At 54.4% G+C, this 19,432-nt stretch carries 13 protein-coding genes and 1 riboswitch; of the genes, 8 read left to right on the forward strand and 5 right to left on the reverse strand.

Annotated elements, in window-relative coordinates; genetic code table 11:
• Nucleotides 1–66: 66 nt before the first annotated feature.
• The 5 genes from B3P58_RS02235 (at nt 67) to B3P58_RS02255 (ending at nt 7,024) form a co-directional block, all read left to right on the forward strand.
• Nucleotides 67–1,203, forward strand: coding sequence for an ABC transporter ATP-binding protein (locus tag B3P58_RS02235; RefSeq protein ID WP_145466837.1), 1,137 nt, complete (start codon nt 67–69; stop codon nt 1,201–1,203).
• Nucleotides 1,200–2,126: an ABC transporter permease subunit gene (locus B3P58_RS02240; RefSeq protein ID WP_230331099.1), complete on the forward strand. Its 927-nt coding sequence runs from the start codon at nt 1,200–1,202 to the stop codon at nt 2,124–2,126. Before B3P58_RS02235 ends, B3P58_RS02240 begins: the two co-directional genes overlap by 4 nt.
• 12 nt (nt 2,127–2,138) lie before the next feature.
• A complete protein-coding gene (locus B3P58_RS02245; protein WP_145466841.1) occupies nt 2,139–2,954 on the forward strand; it encodes an ABC transporter permease subunit in 816 nt (271 codons plus the stop codon).
• A 168-nt stretch (nt 2,955–3,122) separates the two neighbouring features.
• Nucleotides 3,123–6,038, forward strand: coding sequence for a bifunctional [glutamate--ammonia ligase]-adenylyl-L-tyrosine phosphorylase/[glutamate--ammonia-ligase] adenylyltransferase (glnE, locus tag B3P58_RS02250; RefSeq protein WP_286715799.1), 2,916 nt, complete (start codon nt 3,123–3,125; stop codon nt 6,036–6,038).
• 56 nt (nt 6,039–6,094) lie between these two features.
• On the forward strand, nt 6,095–7,024 hold the full coding sequence (locus B3P58_RS02255; RefSeq protein WP_145466845.1) for a branched-chain amino acid transaminase: 930 nt from the start codon (nt 6,095–6,097) through the stop codon (nt 7,022–7,024).
• 70 nt (nt 7,025–7,094) lie between these two features.
• Here the strand turns inward: B3P58_RS02255 and B3P58_RS02260 are convergent, their stop codons facing one another.
• Nucleotides 7,095–7,934, reverse strand: a complete 840-nt coding sequence (locus B3P58_RS02260) for a hypothetical protein (protein WP_286715802.1) — start codon at nt 7,932–7,934, stop codon at nt 7,095–7,097.
• Between the two features lie 169 nt (nt 7,935–8,103).
• Here B3P58_RS02260 and B3P58_RS02265 point away from each other — a divergent pair, with 169 nt between their 5' ends.
• Together B3P58_RS02265 and B3P58_RS02270 are read left to right on the forward strand one after the other, a co-directional pair.
• Nucleotides 8,104–8,901, forward strand: coding sequence for a class II glutamine amidotransferase (locus B3P58_RS02265; protein WP_286715805.1), 798 nt, complete (start codon nt 8,104–8,106; stop codon nt 8,899–8,901).
• Nucleotides 8,901–10,520: an alkaline phosphatase gene (locus tag B3P58_RS02270; RefSeq protein ID WP_286715807.1), complete on the forward strand. Its 1,620-nt coding sequence runs from the start codon at nt 8,901–8,903 to the stop codon at nt 10,518–10,520. Before B3P58_RS02265 ends, B3P58_RS02270 begins: the two co-directional genes overlap by 1 nt.
• Nucleotides 10,521–10,563: 43 nt before the next feature.
• On the opposite strand, the gene B3P58_RS02275 is transcribed toward B3P58_RS02270, so the two are convergent.
• The 4 genes from B3P58_RS02275 to B3P58_RS02290 form a co-directional block, all read right to left on the reverse strand.
• On the reverse strand, nt 10,564–11,082 hold the full coding sequence (locus B3P58_RS02275; RefSeq protein WP_286715809.1) for a cytochrome b: 519 nt from the start codon (nt 11,080–11,082) through the stop codon (nt 10,564–10,566).
• Nucleotides 11,083–11,140: 58 nt separating this feature from the next.
• A complete protein-coding gene (locus B3P58_RS02280) occupies nt 11,141–11,455 on the reverse strand; it encodes a DUF2149 domain-containing protein (protein ID WP_286715811.1) in 315 nt (104 codons plus the stop codon).
• The gene (locus B3P58_RS02285) at nt 11,452–11,922 is read right to left on the reverse strand and encodes a MotA/TolQ/ExbB proton channel family protein (RefSeq protein ID WP_286715813.1); all 471 of its coding nucleotides are present in this window, start codon (nt 11,920–11,922) and stop codon (nt 11,452–11,454) included. Before B3P58_RS02285 ends, B3P58_RS02280 begins: the two co-directional genes overlap by 4 nt.
• Before the next feature lie 65 nt (nt 11,923–11,987).
• Nucleotides 11,988–16,397 (reverse strand): cobaltochelatase subunit CobN, encoded by a 4,410-nt coding sequence (locus B3P58_RS02290; RefSeq protein ID WP_286715815.1) that lies wholly within the window; start codon nt 16,395–16,397, stop codon nt 11,988–11,990.
• A 126-nt stretch (nt 16,398–16,523) separates the two neighbouring features.
• Nucleotides 16,524–16,735, reverse strand: a riboswitch (cobalamin riboswitch).
• Between the two features lie 283 nt (nt 16,736–17,018).
• Between B3P58_RS02290 and B3P58_RS02295 the strand changes: the two genes are divergently transcribed.
• Nucleotides 17,019–19,432, forward strand: a 2,414-nt coding sequence (locus B3P58_RS02295) for an ATP-binding protein (RefSeq protein ID WP_286715817.1), incomplete at its 3' end; no start/stop codon positions are given.

Below are 19,432 nucleotides of genomic sequence, written 5' to 3' on the forward strand. Positions count from 1 at the left end.
TGGTTGCGGGGTTTTTTCATTTATCGGCAAACCTATTAACCGTTTCACTGGAGCGTCCGGAACGAGATGACACAGATTCGTCCAGCATCCTCTGAGCAGCCCTGGGCTGCGCCTGAAGAAGAGCCTATTGTCCGCATCGACAAGGTAACCAAGACCTTTGGTTCTACCTACGCCGTCGATGAAATCAGTCTGAATATTCACCGTGGCGAATTCTTCTCGCTGCTGGGTGCGTCAGGCTGCGGCAAAACCACCCTGCTGCGTATGCTCGGCGGTTTTGAAACCCCGACCTCCGGCCGGATTTATATCGACGGTCAGGACGTGACCGATGTGCCGCCGTACCTGCGTCCGATCAATATGATGTTCCAGAGTTATGCGCTGTTCCCGCATATGAATGTGGCGCAGAACATTGCCTTTGGTCTGAAGCAGGAACGTATGCCGTCGGCCCTGATCCGCGAACGCGTGGCCGAGGTAATGGCGCTGGTACAGATCGAAAAACTGGCAACGCGTAAACCGCATCAGTTATCCGGTGGTCAGCGTCAGCGTGTGGCACTGGCACGGGCACTGGCCAAGCAGCCGAAAATTCTGCTGCTCGACGAACCGCTGGGCGCGCTGGATAAAAAACTGCGTGAACACACTCAGTTCGAGCTGGTGAATATTCAGGAACGTCTGGGCATTACCTTTATTATCGTGACCCACGATCAGGAAGAAGCCATGACCATGTCATCGCGTATCGCCCTGATGCACGATGGCCGTATCGAGCAGGTCGATGCGCCGCGCCGTATGTACGAATTTCCGGCCACCCGTTATGCCGCCAGTTTTATCGGCTCGGTTAACCTGTTTAACGGCCATGTGGTGTCCCATGAAAATGACATGGTGCTGATTCATTCGGAAGAAGCCGGCAGCGATCTGCTGGTGCATCACAGTCAGCCGCTGAACCCGGGCATGGAAGTGACCGTGGCTATCCGTCCGGAAAAAATCGCCGTACGTGATCATCACGGCGACGACCCGAACAGCATTCACGGCATTATTCAGGAAATTGCTTACCTCGGTGACGTGTCCATTTACCACGTTGAACTGCCAAGCGGGAAGCGTGTGCAGTTTACCCAGTCAAACGTACTGGCTCTGGCCGAACAACCACTGACCTGGGGACAGGAAGTCGCGCTCAACTGGAATGCTTACAGCTGTGGGGTGCTGACTCAATGAACGGCTGGCTGCTGCAATTAAACAACCGTATCCGTGCGCTGCTGCCGGGTAAGGGTCTGATTGTTGGCGCGCCCTGGTTCTGGCTGGCGCTGTTTTTTGTACTGCCTTTTCTGTTTGTACTGAAAATCAGCCTGGCCGAACCACAACTGGCACAACCGCCCTATCAGGACTGGATCCGCGAAATTGAAGACGGCCTGATCACCATTAAGCTGAATTTCGGCAACTACGCCATGCTGTGGGAAGACGAGCTCTACCGCGATGCATTGTGGGGTTCGTTTGAAATTGCCGCGATTTCGACTTTTTTCTGTCTGCTGATCGGTTATCCGATGGCCTATGCCATTGCCCTGGCACCGACGCACTGGCGCATGCCACTGCTGATGCTGGTGATTCTGCCGTTCTGGACTTCGTTCCTGATCCGCGTCTACGCCTGGATTGGTATTTTAAAAAATAACGGTCTGCTCAATCATTTTTTAATGAGTATCGGCCTGATCGATCAGCCACTGGAAATTCTGCATACGCCCACCGCGGTATATATCGGCGTGGTGTACAGCTATCTGCCGTTTTTAGTGTTGCCGTTGTACGCCACCTTAGTGCGGCTGGATAACACACTACTGGAAGCAGCGGCGGATCTCGGTGCGCGACCATGGAAACAGTTTTTAACCATTACCCTGCCACAGTCGGTACCCGGAATTTTAGCCGGTTCGATGCTGGTATTTATTCCGGTGATGGGCGAATTCGTGATTCCTGATCTGCTTGGTGGCCCCGATACCCTGATGATCGGTAAGCTGATGTGGACCGAGTTCTTCAGTAATAAAGACTGGCCATTAGCCTCGGCGCTGGCGTCGGTATTACTGGTGGTACTGATTATTCCGTTCGTGCTGATGCGTCATTACGAACAGAAAGCCGCCGAAGAACTGAAGTAGGGGAAGAGTCATATGTTAAAACGCTATCCACTGCTGTTTGGTCTGCTGTTTCTCGGCTACGCCTTTCTGTATCTGCCGATTTTCAGCCTGATTATTTATTCGTTTAACGAAAGCCGCCTGGTGACTGTGTGGGGTGGTTTCAGTACCAAATGGTACGGCGAATTAATCAACAACGGTCCGCTGCTCGATGCCGCCTGGCTAAGCATTAAAATTGCGGCATTAAACGCATCGCTTGCTGTGGTACTGGGTACGCTGGCGGCACTGACGCTGGTGCGTCTGCGCGGTATCCGCGGTCATAAAAGCCTCGGCGTCATGGTGACCGCACCGCTGGTGATGCCGGAGATTATTATCGGTTTATCGCTGCTGCTGTTGTTTGTGGCGATGGAAGATTTAATCGGCTGGCCCGCTGGCCGTGGTCAGACCACCATTCTGCTGGCGCACGTTACCTTCTCCATGGCCTATGTCACGGTGATTGTGCAGAGCCGTCTCGCGCATATGGATACTTCCATTGAAGAAGCGGCTCTCGATCTGGGCGCACGGCCGGTAAAAGTCTTTTTTGCCATTACCCTGCCGATGATCGCTCCGGCGCTGGCTGCCGGCTGGCTGCTGGCCTTTACCCTGTCGATGGATGATCTGGTGATCGCCAGCTTTGTCTCCGGTCCGGGATCAACGACCCTGCCAATGGTGGTGTATTCCAGCGTGCGTCTGGGCGTCAGCCCGCAGATTAACGCGCTGGCGACCATTATTATCGCTGTGGTGTCCACCGCGGTATTAATTGCCGGTGTCACCATGTACCGCAAAGAGCTGAAGGCGCAGCGCAAGAGCTGATAACTCTGTGGGAGTGACTTTAAGTCACGATACTCATCGCGGCAGCAATGCCGCTCCCACACCTCATCCCCTTATCCTTTATTAATTGCCCTGCCTCTGTTTTTTATCCCCGAAAACCCGCTAGAGTATTGGCTTCCTGTTCTGATCAATAACGGAGCCCGCCCTTTTATGCTGTCCGCCGCGCTGCACGACCACTGGCAACAGGTTACTACCAGCCTGACCGATCACGGTGAACGTACCGGTTTCGACTGGCCCGCGCTGTGGCAAAGCCTGAGTACCGAACAACAGGCACAGGCACAAAAGGTGCTGAGCATCAGCGACTATGTGGCCGACGCCCTGCCGCGCGAGCCGCAGTGGTTCACCGCCGCGTTAGCAGAAGACCGTCTGTCGCAGCCGCTGCCGCGTGCGACCATCAGCCAGTGGCTGGATGAACTGAGCGCCAGTGCAGAAAGCGACGAAGACTGGCACAAGGCGGTGCGCGTATTACGCCGCCGGGCAATGGTGCAGATTATCTGGCGCGACCTGCTGCGTCTGGCACCAACACTGGAAACCACCCGCGCACTGTCCGATCTGGCCGATGAGTGTGTGGTGCGTTCGCTGGAATTTTTGAGCCGTTCATTATTTGAACGCCATGGCCGGCCCATCGGTAAAGCAAGCGGCAATGAGCAGCAGATGCTGGTGCTGGGCATGGGCAAGCTTGGCGCTTATGAGCTGAATTTAAGCTCCGATATCGACCTGATTTTTACCTACCCGGAAAGCGGCGAAACCAGCGGGCCGAAGGTGATTACCAATCAGGAATTTTTTGTAAAACTCGGGCAGAAGCTGATTCAGGCGCTGGATAAACACACCGCCGATGGTTTTGTTTTCCGCACCGATATGCGCCTGCGTCCTTACGGCCAGAGCGGTCCGCTGGTGATGAACTTTGCCTCGGTAGAAGAGTATTACCAGGATCAGGGCCGCGACTGGGAACGCTACGCCATGGTTAAGGCGCGCATTATGAACGGCGAGCAAAGTGCAGAAGCGAAAGAGCTGCTGAGCATTCTGCGTCCCTTTACCTACCGTGTATACGTCGACTACAGCGCCTTTGCCTCGCTGCGTTCGATGAAGGCGATGATCAACGCCGAAGTGCGCCGCCGTGGTCTGGAGATGAACGTGAAACTCGGCGCCGGTGGCATCCGCGAAGTGGAATTTATCGTACAGGCCTTCCAGCTGATCCGTGGTGGTCAGGACAAAAGTCTGCAGACCCGCGAGCTGGTAAAAGTACTGGGCATTCTGCAGGCCGAAGGCTATCTGCCGGCCGCTGCCTGCGACGAGCTGAAGCAGGCCTATTTATTTCTGCGTGACAGCGAACACGCGCTGCAGGCATTAAACGACGAACAGACCCAGCTGCTGCCGGAAGACGACAGCCAGCGCGCACGGGTGGCTTTAGCGCTGGGCTTCAGCGACTGGGACAGCTACCTGAACGAGCTGGAGCAGCACCGCAGCAAAGTGCGCCATCATTTCGCCCAGATCGTCGCCAGCGATGACGACAACGAAGAAACAGACGAACTGCAGCAGGTGTGGACCGATCTCTGGCTCGGCGAGCTGGACGAGCAACAGGCCGCTGCCTTTCTTGAGCAGCATCCCTGCGCTAACTCAACGGAAGTGCAACAGCAGCTGAGCAATTTCCGCGATTCCCGTACCGTGCTGAAAATGCAGCAGATTGGCCGCGAACGTCTTGATGCCTTAATGCCGCTGCTGCTGCAGCAACTGTGGCAACAGCCTGAGCCGGTCACCACGCTGGAGCGCATCGTGCCGCTGCTCGAAGCCGTGGTACGCCGTACCGCCTATCTGGTGCTGCTGAAAGAAAATCCGCAGGCCTTAACCCAGCTGGTTAAGCTCTGCGGTGCTTCCAGCTGGGTGGCGGAATACATCACCCAGACGCCGCTGCTGCTGGACGAATTATTAAGCCCGGCCAATCTCTACCGTTTGCCGGAGCGCAAAGAACTGGCGGAAGAATTACACCTGCGCCTGCTGCGCGTTGATCCGGAAGATCTGGAGCAGCAGATGGAACAGCTGCGTCAGTTTGTGCGCGCACACAAACTGCGCGCCGCCGCCTGCGAAGTAATGGATGCCCTGCCGCTGATGAAAATCAGCGACTACCTGACCTGGCTGGCGGAAGTGACGCTGCAGACAGTGATGGAGCTGTCGTGGAGTCAGATGGTGGCCAAATACGGTTACCCGACCAATACCGCCGGCGAAGCGGTAAGCCAGCCGGAATTTGCCGTTATCGGCTATGGCAAAGTCGGTGGACTGGAGCTGAGCTACAGCTCCGACCTTGATCTGGTGTTACTGCACAACAGCGCCAGCGGCCGCTATACCGACGGCGAGCGCAGCCAGGATAACGGCGTGTTCTATACCCGCATGGGTCAGCGCATGATTCATATTCTGACCACCCAGACCCGCTCCGGCGATCTGTACGAAGTCGATATGCGTCTGCGTCCGTCCGGTAACTCCGGCATGATCGTCGCCTCGATGAAAGCCTTTGAGGAATATCAGCAGAAGCACGCCTGGACCTGGGAGCATCAGGCGCTGGTACGCGCCCGCGTATTGTGTGGCAGCCAGCAGGCAGCGGATGAATTTCAGGCCATCCGCAACGCCACCCTCAGCCAGCCACGCGACCTTGGTAGCCTGCGCGAAGAAGTGCGAGCCATGCGTCAGAAAATGGTGGATAATCTCGGCTCCAAAGATACAAGCGGCCAACAATTTCACCTGAAGCAGGACGCCGGGGGTATTGTTGACATCGAGTTTCTGGTTCAATACGGGGTTCTGGCCTGGTCACACCAATACCCAGAGCTGTTAGACGTTACCGACAACATGCGGTTGCTGGACGCGTTCGACACAGCCGGTCTGATGGATCCACAAGATTGTCAGACCCTGCAGGAAACCTACCTGTCCTACCGAGCCGAAACTCACCGGCGTGCATTGCAGAAACAAAAGCTGTTACTGGATTCAGACACCCTGTCCAAACTTGGCTTCAATGCGCGGCGCAACGATGTGACCCGACTGTGGAAACTCTGGTTGGAGACTGATACGGCCTCGTGATTACGCGTATCATCCCCGGAACACATATTTTTTACTGAATTTAGAGTGAGGTCCTTATGCTACCTTCCATGTCCGACCGCGATGGTCTGATCTGGCTAGACGGAGAGTTGGTTGACTGGCGCGAAGCGAAAGTCCACGTACTGACTCACACCCTGCACTACGGCATGGGCGTTTTTGAAGGGGTGCGGGCTTACGAAACAGCACAGGGCGCGGCGATTTTCCGCCTGCAGGAACACACCGACCGCCTGTTCAACTCGGCCCACATCCTGAACATGAAACTGCCTTTCAGCAAAGCCGAGATTAACGAAGCTCAGCGTGCTGCTGTGCGTGAGAACAACCTGAAAAGCGCCTATATCCGCCCGATGGCATTCTACGGTTCTGAAGGTATGGGCCTGCGCGCCGAAAACCTGAAAGTACACGTGATGGTTGCTGCCTGGGAATGGCCAGCCTACATGGGTGAAGAAGCCAAAACCCAGGGTATTAAAATCCGTACTTCAAGCTTTACCCGCCACCATGTGAACATCACCATGTGTAAGGCCAAAGCCAACGGTAACTACATGAACTCCATGCTCGCCCTGCGCGAAGCACTGGACAGTGGCTGTGAAGAAGCCCTGCTGCTGGATAACGAAGGCTACGTGGCCGAAGGTTCCGGCGAGAACTTCTTTATGGTGACCAACGGCGTGATGTACACCCCGGAACTGACTTCCTGCTTAGACGGTATTACCCGCCGCACCATTATGGAAATGGCCCGCGCCCGTGGTATCGAAGTGCGTGAAAAACGCATCACCCGCGACGAAGTGTATATCGCTGATGAAGCCTTCTTCACCGGTACTGCCGCTGAAGTACTGCCAATCCGCTCACTGGATGGCCGTATCATTGGTGAAGGCCGCCGTGGCCCGGTAACCGAAATGCTGCAAACCATGTATTTCGATACCGTAACCGCTAAAGATCCGTTTAACGCTGAGTGGGTTACTCCGGTTAAATAAGCCGGTCTGATCTCAATAAAAAAAGCCCCGCAGAAGTATTTCTGCGGGGCTTTTTATTTACTCAGAACAATCAGAGCAGAATGGAACCTGTCAGCTCAGAGTTGTATGAACAGCTATTACCGTCACCCTTTTCAGTATACGTAAATGACCCCGTTTTTGTACCATCAATAGCTCCGGTTTGCTCATTTACGGCAAAACGAATCGTGTCAGTCAGGCTATAGTTAAAGCTTTCTCCTGACTCCGATTCATTAATTTTAACTGTCACACTGTTGCCATCAGCAGAAGAGAACTGATATTTCTCTCCACCCGGAGCTTTGATATATCCATTCCGCCAGCTAACGAACAGAATATAATTTTCCTCTTCACTATACTCCACTAAGGTACATTTATAATCACTATTTTCTTTTATGCTCACCGCATATTCATTCTCAGTAAGTTCAAGAGACTGCCGGTTAGCTTCAACCAGTTTCAATGTGAAATCACCACTACTTTTGTATGAATCAACAGTAATAAAATAGCGTAAGGATTTCTCCGCCTCAAACAGAATGACCTCTCTGGAACCATCATTTTCACCAGTAAAAGATGCTCCTCCAAGAGACGAGCTTACCTGTAAATCAAAATCCGATGCGCTACTGCTCAATACTAATGCAACAAGCCCATTTTCCTCAGCATCAAAAGTGATATTAATTTCATCATTTTCTTGTGCCAAGTTTCCGCTGATCAGACTGTTAAGCTCAACGCTATCACCATTGGCAATTGTGACTGGAGTTAGTGCAGGCTCAGATTCAGGTCCCTTCAACTCTGCTGCAATAGCAACATTCGCAGAGACCGTATCATTACTGTTATCAGAACCACCGCAAGCCGTCAGCATTACAGCTGCTAATAGTACTCCGCTCGCTTTAAATTTCATGAAATACATCCTTAATATGTGAATATCCAAGCGCCAGTATTCTACATCTGTTCTATATTTTCTGCAGCTGTTAATCTGCGACAAATATCGATATACCTATATTGGATTCCCTACCTCATAATGATTACTGTTATCAGAATTTTTTTCTGACCAAAAAAGGCCTGATTATATGTGCGAACTCCTTGGCATGAGTGCCAACACCCCGACCGATTTATGCTTCAGTTTTACCGGCCTGACCCAGCGCGGTGGTAATACCGGACCGCATAAAGATGGCTGGGGCGTGGCCTTTTATGAAGGTAAGGGCGTACGCCAGTTTCATGACCCGCAGCCCAGCTGCGAATCACCCATTGCCGGCTTGCTGCAGAACTATCCGATCAAAAGCAAAAACGCGATCTGCCATATCCGCCAGGCCAATGTCGGCGATATCTGCCTCGCCAATACCCATCCTTTTGTGCGTGAGTTGTGGGGACGTCACTGGGTGTTTGCCCATAATGGACAGGTGCCGGGTTTTGTCCGTCATGTCGGTATGTATGAACCGGTAGGCGATACCGACAGCGAAAATATTTTCTGCGATTTAATGAACCGCGTGCGTCAGACATTGCCACGCGATGCCATGCCACAGCAGCTGGCCGGGTGTCTGGTCAGCTTTGCCCATGAATACGCTCAGCAGGGTGTGTTTAATTGTCTGCTCAGCAATGGCGACTGGTTGTTTACCTACTGCAGCACCAAGCTGGCCTGCATCACCCGTCGTGCACCTTTTGGCCCGGCACAATTAAAAGATGCGGACGTTACCGTCGACTTTGCCGCCGAAACCACACCCAACGATGTGGTCAGTATTATTGCCACCGAGCCATTAACCGCCGAGCAGGACTGGCATATTTACCAACGCGGTGAGTGGAAATTATGGCAACTTGGCGAAGTGGTTGCTGAAGGTTTAACCTCGCTTTCGCCACGGGAAAGCAACTGATGCGCCTGCGTTTTTCAGCTCCGCTTTCTGCCTTGTATTTTGCCCTGCTGCTTGCTCTGTTTTCTGCTCTGAGCTGCAGTGCAGCTGTACCAAACGGGGAAGATAAACCTGCGGGCGTTCGCAATATTATTTTGTTAATCGGTGATGGCATGGGCCCGGCGCAGTTTGGTCTGCTGGAAAGTTATGCCCGCCGCGCACCCAACAGTATTTATCAGGGCCGGCCAACAGCGGTCAGCCAGTTAATGCAACAGGGGAAAGTGCTGCTGTCCGATACCGGGCCGCATGACGTGTTGGTCACCGACTCGGCCTGCTCCGCCACACAGCTCGCCATTGGCGAAACCAGTGGCAGTGAAATGATTGGCTTAAATGCCCGTGGCGATCGCGTTGAAACCATACTGCAAAAAGCCAAACGTGCCGGTATGCGTACCGGCCTGGTTTCCGATACCCGTATTACCCACGCCACCCCGGCCGCTTTTGCCGCACACCAGCCACATCGCCGCTTTGAAAATGAGATCGCCGCCGATCTGTTAACAACCGCCCCGGATTTAATGCTGTCCGGCGGACTGCGTTATTTTCTGCCGCAGGACGCTGCAAACATCAGCACAGAGCAGCAAAAAAAAATCAGCGCAGCGCAATTAACCTTAAAATCAAAACGCACGGACCAGCGTAATTTGCTCAGCGAAGCGCAACAGCAGGGTTATGCACTGGCTTTCAGTCGCGAGCAATTAGCGCAACAGCAACATTTACCTGTACTTGGTTTATTTGCCAGTTCGGCAATGGATGATGCAATTTATGCCAGCCAGAATCCGGCTTCCGCACAACCGGATTTAAACGAATTAACGCGCAAAGCGCTGCAGTTACTGGGCGCTTCTGAGCACGGCTTTTTTCTGATGGTGGAAGGTGGCCAGATCGACTGGGCCGGGCATAACAACGATGCTGGCGCCCTGCTGCATGAACTGCTGCGTTTTGATGCTGCGATTCAGGAAGTGGTGAACTGGGCAGCAGACCGCGATGATACTCTGGTGGTATTAACCGCCGACCATGAGACCGGCGGCTTTGGTTTTTCCTACAGCGCGCACGATGTTCCGGCGGCCAGAACGCTACCCGGTAATGGTATGCGCGGTCAGGCTTTTGCCCCCAACTATAATTTTGCGCCACTGAGTCTGCTCGATCGTTTATACGCACAGAAAAAAGGCTATTACCGCCTCTGGGCCGATGCCAGTTCTAATGGTAAAAAGGGGTTACCCACAGCGGATTCGTTAATGGCCGAAGTGAATGCTGCACTGGATTTTTCGTTTTCGCGCACACAGGCCGAACGGGTATTGCGCCGCGATCCCAATCCGCATTTTGATCCGCAGACCGATGACCCGGCAGGCGCAACTCAGCCGCATATCGAAGACTTCAGTGATTTTTACGTATACCGCGAAGAGCGCTATCTGAATGCACTGGCACGCGAGCTGGCCTCCGCACAAAGCGTGGTGTGGAGTACCGGCACTCATACCGCAGCGCCGGTGCCAGTGGTTATCAGCGGACCAGAGCCGATACTGCAGAATTTTCAGGGTTTTACCCAGCATGCAAAATTAGGGCATCAGCTGAAAGCGCTGATTAAAACCGACTGAACCGGGCCGACTAAACTAATTGGCCGGCACCAGATAACCGGCACTAAAGCATCTTCTGCAGCAGCCGGACTCCCCGGCGCTGGTGCACAATAACCGCAGCAATATGACCAAGCACCAACAGAGCCAGCAACGCGCAGGAATAATGGTGCAGGGCTGCAAAGAAGGCGGTGGCTGCCCCGGCACGGAGCGGTGGCATTAATTCCGTCAAACCAAACACCGGAGCCGGACGCTCCAGCATAAACACCCCGCTGAATAATACAGCCAGCACAACAACATAAATCAGCCCGTGACCCGTGGCTGCCAGACGCTGCTGCCGCACAGTCAGCGCCGTTGTCGCCGGTTTCGGCTGCAGTACAGCCAGAACCGAGCGCAATAAAAAGAACGGAATAAACAGCAAAGTCAGCGCTACATTAAAGCGGCCAAGCCACTGCTGAACATCTGCGGTTAAAGGAAAAAATGCCAGACAGGTGCCGCTGATCAGAGCCCAGATAATCACCAGTGCTGACAACCAGTGCAGGCTGCGGCGCAAACCGCTGTAACGATAGTCAGTGGATATATTCATCGGTACGTTATAGCCGGGAAATATGTCCGGCGGATGAAACGCCGCCACTTACAGATTGCTACTTCACCAGAATTAAGCGGCCGCTTTCCGGATCGCGATAAACCTGTCCCAGAGATTCATACCCTTCGCGCCCTTCACCTTTTTGCTGCAGCTGTTGCTGTAACTGTACCGGCATCTGCGTTAATTCTTTTCCGGCCTGTACCGGCTGTGCCGCCGGCAACTGAAAGTGCTGGCGTAATTCCGGGCTCAGAGCCACCAGCGCCGCAATTAAGCCACAGGCGAATACCAGCATAATATCAACAAGGTTTGCCAGCGGGCCAAGGGGCTCACTTTCTTCACTGTCAAAAGCACTGCGACGCCACTGATCGCTCATAATGCATGCGCCTGTGTTTGTTGCCGTTCAAGCTCCAGTAAACCGGCATCGTACCAGCGCCGGCGTAAGCGTCCGAGGACAAAGCCGGCGATGCCCGCCAGCAGACCAATCACCGTGGTATCAAAGGCAACGGTCATGGCCGTTGTCAGAATGCGGATTTCGCCATCCCCCAATGCCGCCAGCCCGGGACCAAGCGGAATTAATGTCCCCATTAAGCCCAGCATCGGTGCAATGCGGGTAATAAAATCGGCACGTTCGATCCGGCGTTTTCCCACGCTGAGTAAATAATCGCGGTCGCCTCTGGCCACCAGACGACGGATCACACCAAGACGCTCACTGCAGGCAATGCCTGCCTCGTATAACGCCAGTAAAACGAAAAATAATAATGCCCAGATAACCGGCTGCAGCAGCAGCCCGGTCAGTTGATGCAGCAGGGTCAGGCCCAGTTCGCTGATATTAAAAACCATCGTTTTTTCCTGAAAATAATGTTGCTGAACGGTGTCTGTTCACGGTTAAAGCAGGCCCGGATTATTTACAACCGGCGAGCGCGGAACATACCCGCGACCGGCACCAACAGCGCCAGCAGTAATAGCCAGCCGTATTGCCATGCTTCTGCCGCGGGTTTCTCCGCACTGCCGGAGCTTTGCCCGTCAGTGGCCATTGCCGGCTCTTGTGGTTTGTCGTCAGGCAGAATAATTTCCTGAATATGATGCGGCGCGTTGGTGTCAGCGGCAGAATCATCAGGCAGGCGGCTGGCGGCCAGCACCTGCTCCAGTTCGGCGGCCAGCGCCGGCGCAATCAGGCGCTTTACCTGTTCATACAACGGATGATTGGCATGGGTATGACCACTGCCGGGTAAACCATGGCGCACAATATTACCGGCCAGCATCTGCGCCAGTTGTTGCCGGGTCGCCGGGTCGGCATCCCAAAAACCTTTATCGGCGGCCACCAGCATCACCGCGAGGATATTGCTCTGTACCTGTACGTTGTGGCCGTCCTGCCAGAACTCCTGCATCCCCAATTGCAGGCTGTCGTCGATATAAACCGCTTTTACGTCTTCCCACACCCAGTCATCAATCAGCTGGGGGCTGGTTACCTGCCAGCCCCACAGATACTCAATAAACTCGCTGCCCATCGTCCGCGCACCGGCATAGCCTTCAGCCATTAACGGACTGATCCACTGGCGGTTAAGAAAACGCCCGCGCAGCTCACCCAGTAACGCCTGTTGCAGTGACGTAATCTGCAGCTGATCGTTATTGCTGTGATCAATCACAAAACTGGCCGGGGCTTTACCGGTCAGACTTTCCACCGCCAGGTTCAGACCACCGAGATAATCAAAGGCGTCATTGTTATCCATCAGACCGTAGAGATTGCTGGCACGGCCAAGGTAGGTGTTGGCCACCGCCTGCAGTTGTTGCTGATAAGCCTGCTGGCGGCCGCTGCCGGAACTCAGCGAGCGCTCCTTCAGACCGTAGGCGTGTCCCATACGGCGGATAAAAACGTCTGCCAGTTCAGAGCGTTCCTGCCAGGCAGATGAGCGTTCAGCCAGACGGTTAATCCCGGCCCCATAAGAACCCGGCGCTGCCGCAAACACGCGCAGACTGGCCGTCTGTGCCAGCTTCGCCACATCGGCCGACGGCTGTGCCTGCAATTGGCGCCGCAGTTCATCAACCCAGTTACGCGCAACCAGATTCTGCTCCAGCGGTTCATCCGTGAGCACGGTGTCCTGGCCGGCACTCTCTGTTGCCAGCTGCGCCGAGACCGGTGCCAGCGTCTGCTGCAGGGCATAACTCAGCGCCGGGTAGTCACGTTCAATGGTGGTGCGGCTGGCCGCCAGCGCCAGCAGCACGGCTTCGTCCAGCAGCGCCAGCTGGCTGCCGTATAAATCGCGGAACAAACCGGAACTGGTGAACAGCACATCACGACGCTGTGGCCGTGCAGCACTTAATGGCAGGCGCTTCAGCCCTTTGATAATGCCGCGGCCATTCCAGACCGGCTCGACCCCGAGCAGATCCAGACCAAAGGCAATCATCGCGCCTTCATCCCGTACCGCATCCGAGGCCCACAGAATCACAGCGTCTTTTTCACCGGCGGCCAGCGTCTTAGCACGCGCCTTCTGCGCCAGCTCACGACCGACCGCAGCGCCAGTCGGACTCGGCAACAGGCTGGCATCCAGAGCGTAAAAATTACGCCCGGTAGGTAATGCCTCCGGTGTCCGGATCGGATCGTTGCCTTTACCCGGTGCCACAAAGCGCCCCTTCAGGGCATTCAGCAAGGCATCCATTTCGGCATCGGGCGATGCGGTTAGGGCCTGCCGGTAGCGACTCTGGCGCTCCGGGCTCCAGTTATTGTCCTGCTGCATTGAAGTCAGCATGGTTGCCACCGCACTGTCATCCCAGCGGCGGCCAAACACATGCAGTCCGAGGGGCATAAATTCTTCCTGCAGATGGGTCAGATAGTGGCCGGTCTCATGCAACAGGAATTCATCATCAATATCGTTAAAACCAATACCGCGCAGCTGTAATTCTTCATCCATGCTGGCACTCAGTTCATCCCGCAGGTTCAGCACGTCGATACGCTCGCGCAACTGACTGACCGCTTTCTGCCTGCTGAGCGGGTCGCTGGCCGCTTCGGCACTTTCAATCAGCTGCCGCAACTCCAGCAGACCGTCGTACAGCTGGGTAGTCGCCAGCGGTGGCGTCAGATGATCAACCATCACCGCTAAGCCACGGCGTTTGGCCTGAATACCTTCACCCACGCCATCAACGATGTAGGGGTAAATGCCGGGAATATCGGCCGCGACCAGCCGTGGATAATCACTGGCCAGCAGCCCTGTTCGCTTGCCGGGCAAAAACTCGTAGGTGGAGTGGCGTCCGAGGTGAATCAGTGCATCGGCACGGAATTCATCCGCCAGAAAGTGATAGAACGCCAGATACTGATGCGTCGGCGGAAAGGTCATATTGGCATGCAGCAGTTCTTCGTTCAGCTCCCAGCCACGGGGTGGCTGCGGCCCCAAAAATACCTTGCCAAACTGTACGCCCGGCAACAGCAGCCGCTCATTCCACACCATCACCTTGCCCGGTGCTTTGCCCCAGCCCCGTAATCCTTCGATACGTAACTCCAGCAACGCCTGCACCAGAGCATCAGCCTGCGTCCAGCCTTTGGCCGTTAATGGTTGCTGCAGCAGTGACGGATACAGAGCCTGCAGCTGACCGAGCAGATTCAGCGCCCGCTCGCGGTACTGGCTGCGGACACCGTCGAGTACGTAACGGATATCGTGCAGACGGCTGTGCAGCTGATCCTGCAGCAGCGTCTGCAATGTCACCCGGCTCTGTGCATCCAGCCCGGCGGCCTGCGCGGCATACTCCCGCAGGCTCTGATGCAGGGCCGACAGCGGCCCATCCTCCAGCTCAGCCTGAACCTGCGGCGGCTGACGTTGCAGCCACTGGCGGTAAGTCGCTGCACTCATGCTCTGCACCTGGGCGCTCATCGTCTGCAGGGCACTGGCATCCTGCGGCAGATTGACGGCCTTCTGTTGCAGCAGATCCAGCAGCTCGGCAGCACTGCCCGGCAAAGCCTGTGGATCGCCCAGATCGTAACCTTCGCGCTGCAGGCGCTGCAGTATCTGCCACAGAGACTCAACCACATTCAGGTTGTCGGCACCGATATTGTGCCGCCCCGGCGGGTGGTTGTAGTAAATGATGGCAAGGCGTTTATCGTGGTTAGCGCTCTGCTGCAGGTGCAGCCAGTTCTGTGCGCGCTGGGCAAAATGGGCAATTTCATCCGGCAGCGGTGCACTCTGTAACAGACGCGCACCGGTCTGCCGGTCCAGCACCGCCGGACTGGCCAGCGCCAGCACCTGAGGCTGGCTGATTCCCTGCAGCTCGGGCATTGCTATCCGGTAATGCACGCTGTCAGCGGGAATCCCCTCACTGCTGTACGGATAGCTGGCCGCATTCTGCTCCAGCAGGCGGATGCCCTTCAGCACCGGAATACTGGCAGAACTGAAAGCACGGGTAACGGCTTCGCGGCCATCGCCGCCACCAATCACAAAGTCCTGCAGACTGATCAGCAGTGCCGGGCGACCCGAGGCCCACTGCAGCAACTGGCTGCTTGCCTGACGACTGGCCTCGCCCCAGGCAGCCAGTGCAGATACACAGAAAGCCGACGTAAAAGAACGGCAGAGTTGCTGATGCAGATCCCACTCGCCGGCCTGATCGCCACTGTCATGGTCGATGATCATCACCAGCGGACGGGCCGGCTCCTGCGCCAGACGCTGACCCAGTGCCGCTGCACTCAGCGCCTGCGACTGAGCAGCCTGATAGAGAAAATAGCGCTCGTCCTGCTGGATCTGCACTGGCTGCCAGGGCTGCCCGCTGTGCAGCAGCAGATTCAGCAGGGCCTGATCATTCTGCTGCCCACGGTTTTGCCAGTAAGCCCGCATCTGTAACCACTGCGCCAGAGCAGGCCACTGCTGCTGCAGGGCCTGCAATTGCTGTTGCATGTGTCCGTCAGAGGGGTTCAGTGCCTGCAGTAAGGGCTGTGCGGCGGCGGATGAAAGCGCGGGAAAGCGTCCCCCCAGATCATCCTGATGCAGTGCCAGCAAACGCCGGTCGCTGTTCAGTATGATCCGGGTCTGAGTTGGGGGGTAAGGAAGTGCTAACAGCCGTTCTACCGGCTCGGCAAAGATTCCCAGAAACAGCAACTGTCCGGCACCTGCAACCAGTTGCTGCAACTGATCATCATCCAGCTGATTGATCTGACTGGAAGTCCGTACCTGAATGGATAACTCCGCCGCCTGCTGCAGGTACTGATGCGCTGCCGCCACAATCCTTGCCGCCGAACGGTCTGACACCAGTACCAGTGCGTACCGGTCAGCAGCGGCCAGCAACTGGGCCGGAAGAAACAGGAGTGCCAGCAAAGCCAGCCGTAACAAAGACATTATCAGGTACCCGTCAGTAATCACCAGAGTGGCGCGGCGGGCAGCAGAAAACAGCAACAGGGGAAGACTGCGCGGGGCGCAGAGCAGAGACGACCTGAAACCAGCTTTCCAGGACACCCCGCCTGTTTATCTGTTTGTATTCAGGCCGGTCTCCGGGCTCAGACTCTGCTGATCATCAGCAGCACCACAACCTTCCCATACGCCTTACAGCGACAGTGGTGTGTGGTTCAGCACAGCGTTGGGCTGGCTGTCATTACCGTTGCGGGGGCAGCACAGGCATTGAACCTGTTTCCCGATTATCCCGGCATAAGCCGGGCACCTGAGGGCGCAGAGGATACCTGCAGAGAGGCTCGAACGAAAGATGAAGATGCCGCCTTATGCCATTGACCGGATACGAATAGCAGCTAAGTTTAATACGTTGGGAAACGTCGAGGGATCCAATGCCCGGAGGTGCTGCTCCTGTTACGGTTACCCGTAATCATGCAGTGTTACAGAAGGTAGCCGCTACAAATCATGTCAGACAGTACCGCGCAGCGGACCAGCATAAATTCCAGGAGAATTGCTCCGTTTTTCAGGGGCTAACACCACTCGCAGGCCACGGGTCTGTGGCAAGGATCCAACATGAGCAGCAGCGCTAACCTGCACACAATGCGCAGGTTTTTTATTGTCACCGGTCTGGTTGCTTTATTGCTATGCGGCATACTGATGGCATTGATCGAGAGCCACAGCCGTGACGAAGCCTACAAGAAAGCCTTTTCTGAGCTGAGTGAGCAGGCTGCATTGCGCGCCAATTATTTTCTGAAAACGCTGAATACCGATAAGGATAAAGTCCGCTTTATTCATAGCACCCCTCCCATCAGCGGCATTGTCAGAGCAATAGAAAATAATGGTAAAGATCAGCTCGACAACACCACAACGCAACAATGGAAACAACGCCTGCAGACTATTTTTACCGGTTTTATTGCTGCCAATGAGGAGATCCGTCAGATCCGCTTTATCGGTAAAGCCAATAATGGCCGGGAGCTGGTTAGGGTCGAACGCAAAAATGGCATGATCCGCATTACCGCAGAGGAAGACCTGCAGGAAAAAGGACAACGCAGTTACTTTTCTGATACCGAAAAACTGAATAAAGATGAAATCTATATCTCGGCCATCAACCTTAACCGTGAACACAATAAAATTGAGACTCCGGCCTGGCCGACCTACCGGATCTCCAAGTCCGTTTTCGATTCAGAAAACCGTTTTTTTGGCTTTGTAATCATTAACTTTGATGCCGATACACTGCTCAGAAATCTTAAAAGTGACACCCCGAACAATATGCAGATATTTCTGCTGAATGATACCGGCGGGTATCTGATAAATCCCGACACTAAAGAAGAGTTCCGTTACGAATATGATCCGCAAAGCAACTGGAAAACCGATTCAGAACCTGTTGCAGTTGATAATCACAAAAATATCTTCAAACGTAACAACAGTCCAAAGGATGATATTATTTATTCGTACTCCCGTCGCATCTTCCTCGACGGCCCGGGTAGCAGGCACTACCTTGACCTGCATACCGCCTTTTCTGCCGAAGATATAGAAAGCCAGTTAGACAGCATACGTCTTAAAGTTCTGTTGCTGATTGCCGTACTGCTGTTATTCGCAGTATCAATCGCCTGGCTTTACCAGCGCCGTATAGAAGCACGTATGGCACTACTGACGGCCAGATCAACCGCCCGGGCCATTATTAATTATTCAACCGATGCCATTATCGGTATTAATCCGGATGGAAAAATCGACAGCTGGAACAGTGGAGCCACTGTTATGTTCGGCCACCATGAACAAACAGTGATAGGAAAAACACTATTTAACACGATTCTTGACAGTAATAATCAGCAGATCACACCGGATATGATTTCCGATGTGTTATCCGGCAAGGTATTCACCCAGTGTGAGACCCGGGCAAGAACTCAGAAGGGTGAAAAACTGCATATTTCGGCCAGTATTTATCCCATTATTATTGAGCAAAAGACTATTGGCTGTGCAATCAGTATCCGGGATATTACCGAACAGCATTTACTGAACGAAAAAATCGCACGAATGAATACCAGTCTGGAGGATCAGGTAAAAGAGCGTACCCAGGAGCTGGAAAAAGCAATACAGGAAGCGCAGCAGGCCAGCCAGGCAAAAAGCCTGTTTATCGCGAATGTCAGCCATGAAATCCGCACCCCTATTAATGGCATCATGGGGATGCTGTCATTATTAAAACGGGAATGCAGTAACGAGAAACAACAGCACTATATCCACATAGCGGAAAGCAGTGCCTCGGCTCTGACCGCACAGATCAACGACATTCTCGACTTTTCAAAAATAGGTGCAGGCAAACTGCAGCTTGAGCAAACCGACTTCAGTCTGACGGCATTACTCAGTTCTGTCGCCGCCAGTGCATCGGTTCCGGCATTTGATTCCAATATCGAGTTTATACTGGATATTGCCGCGATTGAGCATGACCGTGTGCAAGGAGACCCGGCCAGACTGCAGCAGATTATTTCCAACCTGACATCCAATGCCGTGAAGTTCACTCCCGCTGGCGAAATTATTCTCAAGGCTTCCACTGCGGAAGAAGACAATGGCGATATCCGCCTGTTCTGCTCGCTGACGGATACCGGTATTGGAATTCCCCCCGATCATCACGAAAAACTGTTTGAAGCCTTTAATCAGGTCGATAACAGCACCACCCGAAAATTCGGCGGCACCGGCCTCGGTTTGTCGATCTGCAGACAGCTTTGCACGCTAATGCAGGGTCAGATCAGCGTGCAGGGCAGCAGTGAAGAAGGCACTACAATCGCTTTCGATATTTTGCTCCGTGCCGGTTCCGGAAATGACCAGGATACTCCGGACGTCTCCCTGCATGACCAGCACTGGCTGATTGCCTGTGATAACAAAGCACTGCAACAGGCGCTGATCTTCCCCCGTTTTAACAGACACAAAAGTCAAACTGACGAGGAGTCCAATGCCAAAAAATACTCAGCCAAGGAAGACATGGCAGTATT

This window comes from Thalassolituus sp. UBA2009, from assembly GCF_002335285.1.
Lineage (GTDB): Bacteria > Pseudomonadota > Gammaproteobacteria > Pseudomonadales > Oceanobacteraceae > Venatoribacter > Venatoribacter alkanivorans.